This window comes from Herpetosiphon giganteus, assembly GCF_016907925.1.
Lineage (GTDB): Bacteria > Chloroflexota > Chloroflexia > Chloroflexales > Herpetosiphonaceae > Herpetosiphon > Herpetosiphon giganteus.
On the sequence record NZ_JAFBCZ010000012.1, the window covers coordinates 158230 to 164474 of the forward strand.

Sequence of the window (6245 nt, forward strand, 5' to 3'; positions counted from 1 at the left end):
GGAGCAGCGCTATGTATGAAGTGCCGCATAATACAAAGCCACTGCGAACATGGCCAATGATGCTGATAAGCTTATATTATATGGTTTTGGGCTGTTTAGCGGCAATCAACAGCATCTCTTTTTTTACTACGATGATTGATAGTGATATGTTGGATAGTCATCGAATTATGAATACGTTTTGGCTTACCCTGATAGTGCTTGCGAATGCTGGCCGTTTGATTTTCTTTGTAGGATTAATGAATTATCGCCGCTGGGCATATTGGGGAAGCTTGGTGATTGAAACGCTGATGCTTATCCATGCTGGTTATGCTTTAGCCTTCAGTAACATTCGAATCTATGAATGGATAATGATCAGCATTGGAATGATTGGGCTTGTGATTCTTGGCTATCTCTTGCGTCCTCAGATTAACCATTAATTTCTGCAATCAAATAACGCATAAGTGTAATGGTTTATTGAATTAACGACGGTTTGCCCCCTCACCCCCTAGCCCCCTCTCCCGCCCGCGGGCGAGGGGGAACCACGAGAACAGTGCTCCCCTCGCCCGCGTTCAGTGGGAGAGGGGCTGGGGTGAGGGCATGCTTCTGGCTGTTAATCGAATAACCATTACACATAAGCGTTACACGCAATTAATCTGCGGACACTCGTAGCATTGTTATGCTATGGGTGTTTTTTGGGTTGGTAATTGTGCGGCAATCACATACGTCTCTAGCTAAAAAGGAGCGAATGATGTATCAAGTGCCCAAAAACCCTCAGTTGCAACGCCAAGGGCCTATTTTATCGATTTGTGGCTATAATGCGATTGTGGGCAGTTTTTTTGCGCTCGCTAGTTGCTCATATATCGGCACAATGCTGATTGGCATTGCTGTTTCGCTGCCAGCAACCTTGAGCTGCGGCATGAATGCTGAGATTTTTTGGATAGCGCTGTTGTTATTGCTCAATGCGAGTCGTTTTGGCTTGTTTATTGGTTTATTGCGGGCGCGACGCTGGGCCTATCGGTGTATCGTGCTGGTTGAAGGCATCACAATCATCAATATGCTCTATGAGCTTTTTGTGGGCCAAGCGCCAATGACGATTTGGCCTTTATTCACAATCGTAACGGGAGTGGTTGCGGTGCTGATTTTGAGCTATCTTTCGCAACCACATATTCAAAAAGCAATTAACTAAAAAACCTGCCATGCAAGCGACATGGCAGGTTTAATTAATCAGATTTAGATCACGAATTCGCTGCGGCTCCGGCCACGAGCTTGCTCGATTTCGTGACGGCGAGCATCGTAGCCTTCGCGGCCCATCAAGGCGTAGGTGGCGATTTTGCCAGCCTCAACCCCTGGTTGGTCGAAGGCGTTGATGTCGTACAACTCGCCAGCAAAGGCGGTTTGCATTTCGAGCATGTAGTAGAACTGGCCAAGCGTAAAGGCATTAACCGCTGGGAAGTGATGGGCAATGCTTGGCCGACCAGCTTCGGCAATTGCCAACTGGGTTGCTTCGCCTTCGGCTTTGAGCAATTGGCTAAAGCTCTTGCCATCGAGATACGAAAGCTCGTTGATGTCGGGATAGGCATTGCTCAATGGTGCTTCAACTTGGAACTGATCAACAAACAAGAAGTGCATTAATTTATCGAATGGGCCTTCTGCATACAATTGCACTTGCGAGTGTTGGTCGGTTGCGCCCAACGATTTGATTGGCGTAGGGCCAACATTGACCACATTGCCAGCCCGATCAACCCGCTTGCCCAAACTTTCGGCCCACAATTGGCGGAACCAATCGGCCACATCGCGCAAACGCTGGGCATAGGGCATCATCACGACCATATTTTTGCCCTTTTTATCGAGCAAAAATTGAATCAAGGCGCACATTGCGGCTGGATTTTTGCGTGGGTCGCGCTCTTGGCTACGTTTGTCGGCATAAGCAGCGCCAGCCAACAATTCATCAATATCAATCCCCGTAACTGCCGCCGGGAACAAGCCAACCGAACAAAGCTCCGAGAAACGCCCGCCCACACTGGCTGGAATTGGCAGCGTTGGATAGCCTTCGCGATCAGCAATTTGGCGCAAAGCTCCTTTTTTAGGATCGGTGGTCAGCACCAAGTGATCGACCAATTTATCTTGGCCGAGGCGTTTGGCCAAGGCCTCGCGGAAGTAGATGAAGGAGGCCATGGTTTCGGCGGTCGTGCCCGATTTGGTGATCACATTGAACACAGTGCGCTCAAGATCAAGCACATCGAGCAAGCCAGCGTTCAATTCTGGGTCGACGTTATCGGGCACAAACAGGGTTGGGCCACGGCGCAATTCACGCGGCAAATTATTGTAAAACGGGTGTTGAAGCGCAGTTTGGGTGGCGATTGGGCCAAGTGCTGAGCCACCAATGCCTAAAACGACCAAGGTATCGGCGCGGGCGCGCACGGCTTGGGCTTGGGCAATAATTTCACTCGTATCTTGGTAAGGCAGATCCATCCAGCCTAATTCGGCGCGTTGAGCGTACACAGCCTCAATCGCGGCGGCGGCGTGGGGCAATGCTGCCTCAATTTCAGCCTCAGTTAATCCATGTTCACCAATCACATCGGCCATCACATTGTTGTAATCAAAGCGAATAGCTTGAGTACTCATGACACTCCTTATCGTTGCGAAAGTGGGTCTTTGTAGCAGGCTGCTGCGGTGCAGTTTCTGGCTTCGTTGCCAAACGACCAACTATGCCAATCGTACCATACTCAGTGGCTGTTGGCGGTAGTATTCTCTTCACCAGCCACAAGCGTGCCACCATTGATCTCACAATTAATCAGTTGCCGTTTAGGACTAAACACCGCCTCAAGCTCAATCCGGCTGTAGCAGCGGTCGTCAACGAGGGTTTTGCGCACAAAGAAATTCTCGTCGTCATCGCGCTGCGACAGATCGTTGCGGCTATCGATGCGCAGCCGAATGACGCTACCACAGCGTTTGCAACGCACCTGTAAATAAATCCCAGCATCGCTGGTTGGTTGGCTGCTGCCACCACCAAAAAGCTTGCGAAAAAAACTCATAAACACTCCCCAAGAAAGTATGAAGGATGAGGGATGAAGGATGAATGTAACAGGCAAAAGTCAAAAGTCAGAATGCAAAAGTCAAAGAGCAAAAGTCAAAAGTCAAAAAGCCCAATCCTAAAAATCTGTGGCTAAAAACTTAACCTTCGCGCTCTTCGCGTGCTTCGTGGTTTCAAACCTTCGTGCGCTTTGTGCTCTTCGTGGATCAATTATCTTTAAAGCGTGGCAACAAGGCCCAGAGCAGCAAACCACCTGCCAGCCACCACATCCAAGGGTTATGCTGCTGCATCGTTTGCAAAATGCTGGCGCTAATGAGCAGCGCACTGGCGGCGATGCCCGCGGTAAGCCGTGTAAATGCGCGTTCGATGCGTTTGGTGGTGCGCTCAAGTTTAACAATTTCGGTGCGCACTTGCAGATCGCCTTGGGCGGCCTTGGCATAAAATTGCTTGGCATGACGGGGAATTTGGCTCAGATCAGTAATTAATTCGCGGCCTTCATTCACCACTCGTTCGCGCAAATCGCGACCACTGGTTTGCTCGCGGATAAAGCGCAAGGCAAACGGCTTGGTCACGCTGAAAATATCGAAATCTGGTGCTAAGCCAGCCGCTACGCCACCGATAATCCCAACCGTGCGGCCCAAAAAGAGCAACGATTGTGGCAACTGAAACGGTAAATCGTACAGCAATTCGCTTAATCCGCCGACGAAGCCCTCAACATCAATCTGTTGTAGCTCGCGAATAGTGCGCCCATAGGTATAGGAAAACCAAATTTCCAAAGCTTGGCGCAATTGCTGATCGTTGGCGTTGGCCATCACCACGCCTATCGAGCGTGCACCATCGATTATACGCTGTGGCTCACGCATTACCACGCCTGCGGCCATTGTGGCGAGGCCATCCATCACATATTGAGGAATTGCATCGACCATGCCAAAATCGAGGAAGGTGATAACAAAGGCGCGTTTGCCATTAGCCAACGGATCACCAACAGGCCGCACAAACAAATTGCCTGGATGCGGGTCGGCGTGAAAAAAGCCATCAGTAAAACATTGCTGCAAATAAGCCAAATAGAGCTTTTCGGCCAAATCGAGGCGATCGATGCCTGCTGCATCAAGCGCCGCATATTCCGAAATTTTAATGCCCTCGATCCGTTCCATCACCAAAATGCGCTCGGTCGAGTGCTCGCGATAGATTTGGGGCACGTAAATATGCTCGCTGCCTGCAAAATTGCGCCGAAAGCGCTCGGCATGCTCGGCTTCGCTCAGGTAATCAAGCTCGCGCAAGGTAATGCGTGAAAATTCTTCGATCAGCGCAGGCAAATCAGTGCGGCGGCGAATCGGGCCATAATATTGCATCCAACCAGCAACCCAACGCAGCGCGGCAATATCGATCGCCACAAATTGCTCGATCTGTGGGCGTTGAATTTTAATCGCAATTGGCTGCTCGTCGTGAAGCGTGGCAAAATGCACTTGACCAAACGAGGCCGCCGCAACTGGTTGGCGCTCAAAATGAGCAAAAATTTGGCTAATTGGTTGGCCCAATTCTGCTTCAATGGTGGCTTGAATCAGGCCAAAGGGCACAGGCGAAACTTCATCTTGCAGGCCAATTAAATCTTCAACCACCTCTGGCGGTAGCACATCAACCCGCGTTGAGGCAAATTGACCAAGCTTGATCATCACGCCGCCAAGGTCGATCGCTAAATCGCGAAAACGCCGCGAGAAACGCCGATAGCGCTCGATCCGCGTGCGATCCGCGTACCAGCGAAACCAAAATTGTCGTCCAAGCAACAGATCCCAGACGATGATATGGGCGACTAAGCGCACAAAAAACCACGCGACGCGGAAGAAACGGCGGCGACGTGGAACATTCGGCAACGACACCAACTCTGTTTTACTCATACTCGGTATTATAGCAGGCTGGTGATGACGATGTAAGGAATCAAGTGCGAAGAGTAAGAACATAGAGCAGAGAACATAGAACATAGGGAAATTATGAAGGATGAAGGATGAAAATCAAAAGTCAGAAGGCAAAAGCCAAAAGGCAAAAGGATGAATTATGAGGGATGAGGGATGAAGTGTGGGGGCATAACAGGATAATCATCATAATCTGTGGCTAAAACAGCCTTCGTGCTCTTTGTGTTCTTCGCGGTTCCCATCCTTCGTGGATCGGATTTTAACGCAGCGGTGCAGAGAGCAAAAGGATGAATTATGAGGGATGAAGGATGAAATGTGGGGCATAGCAGGATAATCATCATAATCTGTGCAATCTGTGGCTAAAATAAGTATTCGTGGAATTCGTGGAATTCGTGGCAAAAACGGCCTTCGCGCTCTTCGTGTTCTTCGCGGTTTCTATTCTTCGTGGATCGATCATGCGGTTTGATGCTACACTGGATTAGCTTCAAAAACCTTCTAGATCTATTGAAAGGGTTAGTTCAATGCCCGATGGAAATGCGTATGATCAGGCCTACTATGCCATGTCGCGGCCTGAAGCTGGGCGCAAAAGCCTTGTTGATACCTTGCGAGACCGCTATATTCGTCGCCATGTATTGCGTTTTCGCCAAACTGGCCGTTTGTTGGATATTGGCTGTGGCTTGGGTTTGTTTTTGCAATCGATGACCCCGCCGTTTGAGCCATTTGGCACCGATATTTCGGCCTATGCTGTGGCTCAAGCCCAACAACGCCTGCCCAATGCCAAGTTGTTCGTTGGCAGTATTTTGGATGGCATTCCATTTAGCGTTAATTTCGATGTGATTACGGCGATCAATGTGGTTGAGCACTTGGAGCAACCAGCTTTGGCGGTTGCCGCCATTCGCGAACGCTTGCAATTGGGTGGTTTGTTTGTGGCCCACTTGCCAACAATTGGCAACCGTTTGCAAGCGCGAATCTATCGCGGCTCGTATGATGCCGACCCAACTCATATCTATCGGCCAAGTGGCCGTGAGTTTCGCGGGGTTGCCGAGGCAGCAGGCTTTAAAACGGTGTTTGAAACCTACTCGCCGTTTGCTCCGGCGTTGCTCTGGCGCAACCTACCTTGGCATCCAGCCTATTTGGCAATTTTTCAAGCGCGCTAATGTGCTGATGCCCTCACCCAACCCCATGGTTCTCCCGCAATTTGTGGTAAAAATGGTCGGCTCCCCCTCGCCCGCTAGGTGTTTAAGGGCGGACAGGGACGCTTAAACCGAGGATACAGAACGACCTCGGGTGGTATACTGGATGGTGCAAACCCTATCCGCTAA

General features: G+C 50.1%; 6 protein-coding genes. 3 read left to right on the forward strand and 3 right to left on the reverse strand.

The window, feature by feature from the left end:
- Positions 1-11: 11 nt before the first annotated feature.
- Positions 12-416, forward strand: a complete 405-nt coding sequence (locus tag JOD20_RS13120; protein ID WP_204755688.1) for a hypothetical protein — start codon at positions 12-14, stop codon at positions 414-416.
- A 308-nt stretch (positions 417-724) separates the two neighbouring features.
- Positions 725-1165, forward strand: a complete 441-nt coding sequence (locus tag JOD20_RS13125; RefSeq protein WP_204755689.1) for a hypothetical protein — start codon at positions 725-727, stop codon at positions 1163-1165.
- A 44-nt stretch (positions 1166-1209) separates the two neighbouring features.
- Here JOD20_RS13125 and JOD20_RS13130 read toward each other — a convergent pair whose 3' ends face one another.
- The 3 genes from JOD20_RS13130 to JOD20_RS13140 form a co-directional block, all read right to left on the reverse strand.
- A complete protein-coding gene (locus tag JOD20_RS13130; RefSeq protein WP_204755690.1) occupies positions 1210-2604 on the reverse strand; it encodes a glucose-6-phosphate isomerase in 1395 nt (464 codons plus the stop codon).
- Positions 2605-2705: 101 nt separating this feature from the next.
- A complete protein-coding gene (locus JOD20_RS13135; RefSeq protein ID WP_204755691.1) occupies positions 2706-3014 on the reverse strand; it encodes a hypothetical protein in 309 nt (102 codons plus the stop codon).
- A 205-nt stretch (positions 3015-3219) separates the two neighbouring features.
- Positions 3220-4908, reverse strand: a complete 1689-nt coding sequence (locus JOD20_RS13140; RefSeq protein WP_204755692.1) for an ABC1 kinase family protein — start codon at positions 4906-4908, stop codon at positions 3220-3222.
- A gap of 536 nt (positions 4909-5444) precedes the next feature.
- Here JOD20_RS13140 and JOD20_RS13145 point away from each other — a divergent pair.
- Positions 5445-6080 (forward strand): class I SAM-dependent methyltransferase, encoded by a 636-nt coding sequence (locus tag JOD20_RS13145; protein WP_204755693.1) that lies wholly within the window; start codon positions 5445-5447, stop codon positions 6078-6080.
- Positions 6081-6245 lie beyond the last annotated feature (165 nt).

Excerpts from the sequence above, each read along its gene's own strand:
- JOD20_RS13120 (WP_204755688.1), top strand. The coding sequence starts at position 12 with ATGTATGAAGTGCCGCATAATACAAAGCCACTGCGAACATGGCCAATG.
- JOD20_RS13125 (WP_204755689.1), top strand. The coding sequence starts at position 725 with ATGATGTATCAAGTGCCCAAAAACCCTCAGTTGCAACGCCAAGGGCCT.
- JOD20_RS13130 (WP_204755690.1), bottom strand. The coding sequence starts at position 2,604 with ATGAGTACTCAAGCTATTCGCTTTGATTACAACAATGTGATGGCCGAT.
- JOD20_RS13135 (WP_204755691.1), bottom strand. The coding sequence starts at position 3,014 with ATGAGTTTTTTTCGCAAGCTTTTTGGTGGTGGCAGCAGCCAACCAACC.
- JOD20_RS13140 (WP_204755692.1), bottom strand. The coding sequence starts at position 4,908 with ATGAGTAAAACAGAGTTGGTGTCGTTGCCGAATGTTCCACGTCGCCGC.
- JOD20_RS13145 (WP_204755693.1), top strand. The coding sequence starts at position 5,445 with ATGCCCGATGGAAATGCGTATGATCAGGCCTACTATGCCATGTCGCGG.